Raw genomic sequence first — 3,430 nt, 5'->3', positions numbered from 1 at the left:
TGGGAGCGGGCTTGCTCGCGAATGCGGTGGGTCAGTGACAGATGAATTGACTGACACACCGTATTCGCGAGCAAGCCCGCTCCCACATTTAGACTGTGTTGCATCAGGTAAATAGGCTTTTGACTTGCACTTGATCTGGCTCTTGCTTCAACCGCTCAGGTCGGCTTTCAGGCCGCCGTGCTGTAGATCTTGATTATGTACACCGACAAACCAGCCTCCCCCCAGTCAAACGCTGCCAGCAGAAATCAATCCCGCGCCAGCGCCTCAATCGGGTCCAACCGCGCCGCATTCCGTGCCGGCACAAAACCAAACACAATCCCAATCAACGTCGAACACGCAAACGCCGTCACAATCGACCCCACGGAAAACACCATCTCCCACTCCTTCACAAACAGCGAAAACAAATAACCAATGGCGTAAGACAACGAAATCCCAATTACCCCGCCGATCAAACACACCATCACCGCCTCCACCAGAAACTGCTGGCGAATATCCGACTGCCGCGCCCCCACCGCCATACGAATCCCAATCTCACGGGTGCGCTCAGTCACCGACACCAGCATGATATTCATCACCCCAATCCCACCCACCAACAACGAAATCACCGCAATCAGCGACAACAACAGCGCGAGGGAGCGGCTGGTTTTCTGCACCGTCTGCATGATGCTATCAAGGTTATTGGTGAAAAAATCCTTGGTCCCATGCCGCTGCAGCATCAGCTTGTTGACGTTGTCTTCCACCACCTTGCTCGGCTGCCCATCCTTGATACGCAAGGTAATGCTGTCCAGATGCCGCTGCCCCAACAGCCGCCCCGCCGCCGTTTCATAAGGCACCCACACGTTCAACGCCTTGCTGGCGGCGAACATGTTTTTATTGTCAGCCGTCACCCCGATCACCGTACACGGCAGGTTCCCAACCAGGATCACCTGCCCCAGCGGGTCCACATTCGGCCCGAACAGGCGATGCCGAGTGTTGTGGTCAATCACCACCACCTGCGCCTGACGCCGCGCATCACTTTCGCTGAAGGCAATCCCGGCTTCGAGCTTGAGCCCCTTCACTTTGAAATAACGATCGCTCACGCCATTCACCTGCGCATCAAGGTCGATATTGCCGAAACGCAGCAACAGGTTGCGCCCTACCACCGGCGTGGCGCTGTCGACGTAATACAGCTGGTTCAACGCCTCCACATCCGACGGCATCAACGTCTCGATGGCCGACGCACGGCTGTCGCCGAAACTGGTGCCGGAAAAGATATCGATAGTGTTGCTGCCAATCGCCTGGATGTCCTTGAGCACATACCGCTTGGCCCCCTCGCCGATCGCCGAGATCGACACCACCGAGGTGATGCCGATGACGATACCGAGCATGGTCAGCAAGGTGCGCATGCGATGGGAAATCAGCGCGACCCAGGCCATGTTGAAGGCTTCCTTGAACAGCCCCAGGCTCGCCACCAAGCGTCGCGCACCGCTGCGTTTGGGTTCGATCGGCGCCTCGGTGGGTAGGTCCAACCCCACACTGTCGTTAGCTTTGTCGCTGACAATCTCGCCGTCGCACACCTCGACAATGCGCTGGGCGTTCGCCGCCACCTTGGGGTCGTGGGTGACGATGATCACCGTGTGCCCGGCCGCGTGCAGCTCGGCGAGGATGCGCATCACCTCCTTGCCGCTGTGGGTGTCGAGGGCGCCGGTGGGCTCGTCGGCAAGGATCACTTCGCCGCCATTCATCAAGGCCCGGGCGATACTCACGCGCTGTTGCTGGCCTCCGGAGAGCTGGCTCGGGCGGTGGGTGGTGTGCCCCGCCAGGCCCAGGCGTGTGAGCAGATCGCGTGCGCGGCTGTGCCGTTGGCTCTCGGGCGTACCGGCGTAGATCGCCGGCATTTCCACGTTGTGCAAGGCGCTCAAGTGCGCGAGCAAATGGTAGCGCTGGAAGATAAACCCGAAGTAATCACGGCGCAGTTCCGCCAACTGTTCATCGCCCAGCGAGCGGGTCTCGATACCGTTGATCTTGTAGCTGCCTGCGGTGGCGTAGTCGAGGCCGCCGAGGATATTCATCAGGGTGGATTTGCCCGAACCCGAAGCGCCGATGATCGCGACCATTTCGCCGGCATGAATCGTCAGGTCGATGCCCTTGAGCGCAATGAACTCGCGCTCGCCGGCCATGAAACTGCGGGTAATGCCCTTGAGCTCCAACAGGGGTTGGGTCATGGCTCAGTTCCCCGCCACAGCTGGGGTGGCGTCGCCAATCACGACTTTGTCGCCCTCGGCCAGGCCCTCCAGAATCTGCACCTTGACGTTGTTATTGATGCCGGCCTTCACATCCCGCGACAGCGCCTTGCCCTTGGCATCCAGCACCCGCAACGGGTAAGTACCGTCGTTATTGCGCGCGCCGAGCGCCGCCACCGGCACCATCAACGCCGCCTGTGCGGTGTCGAGCACAATACGCACCTGGGCGGTCATGGCGATGCGCAGGCGATGGTCCGGGTTGGGCACATCGAACAGTGCGTTGTAAAACACCGCAGTGTTCTGCTTGGGCGTGCCGGCAGTCTGGGTTTCGAGGAAGTTCTGCGGCGCCGGCTCCGTGCCACGCAACTTGGCGTAGTAGCGCTTGTCGGCTTCACCCAGGATGGTGAAATACACCTGCTGGCCGGGGCTGATATGAATCACATCGGCCTCCGACACCTGGGCCTTGACGGTCATGGTGTCCAGGTCGGCCAGCTTGAGCAGCACCGGCGCCAACTGGCTGGCGATCACGGTCTGGCCTTCCTGCGTGACGATACCCACCACATCACCGTCGATGGGCGCGACGATGCGCGTATACGCCAGGTTGACCTTGGCAGTGTCGATCTGGATATGCGCGCTTTTGATCTGCGCATCCAGGGACAACAGGTTGGCCTGTTGCACCTGGAACGTGGACTCGGCATCTTCAAAATCCTGACGCGACACCGACTCATCCACCTGCAAGCCCTTATAGCGCTCATACACCGACTTGGCCTGCCTGAGCTGCGCCGCCGTGGCACGGCGCTGGGCTTGCAGGTTTTCCTCATCCACCTGGGCCTTGCGCAAGGTGTTCTGCAGGATCAGCGGGTCGATTTCGGCCAGCCACTGGCCCTTCTTCACCTTGTCGCCGACCTTGACCTTGAGCGACTTCAACTGCCCCGACACCTGCGCGCCGACATCGACCTGCTTGATACCTTCAAGCAAACCGGTGGCCAACACCGCATTCTCGATATCACCGCGCTCAGCCGTAGCCGTAAGGTACTGCGGCGCGTCGGCGGGTGCCTGCACCGTGTACACCACCAGGCCAATGGCAACCGCCAACACCGCGAGCATTCCAATTTTGCGAAACTTTGACTTTTCCATAAATGACCATAAAAAGATGAAGAGGGCCTACAACGAGCACGGTTCAACAATGTGGGAGCGGTGTACCGTCT

At 59.9% G+C, this 3,430-nt stretch carries 2 protein-coding genes; both read right to left on the bottom strand.

Annotation, left to right across the window (positions count from 1 at the left end; all coding sequences use genetic code 11):
- Window positions 1–245: 245 nt before the first annotated feature.
- Window positions 246–2,204: a MacB family efflux pump subunit gene (locus ACTD9P_RS18185; protein WP_438868787.1), complete on the bottom strand. Its 1,959-nt coding sequence runs from the start codon at window positions 2,202–2,204 to the stop codon at window positions 246–248.
- 3 nt (window positions 2,205–2,207) lie between these two features.
- Window positions 2,208–3,359 (bottom strand): macrolide transporter subunit MacA, encoded by a 1,152-nt coding sequence (gene macA / locus ACTD9P_RS18180; protein ID WP_438868786.1) that lies wholly within the window; start codon window positions 3,357–3,359, stop codon window positions 2,208–2,210.
- Between the last annotated feature and the right edge of the window lie 71 nt (window positions 3,360–3,430).

Source organism: Pseudomonas onubensis, from assembly GCF_965653655.1.
Lineage (GTDB): Bacteria > Pseudomonadota > Gammaproteobacteria > Pseudomonadales > Pseudomonadaceae > Aquipseudomonas.
This window is presented reverse-complemented; position numbering and strand designations above follow the sequence as displayed.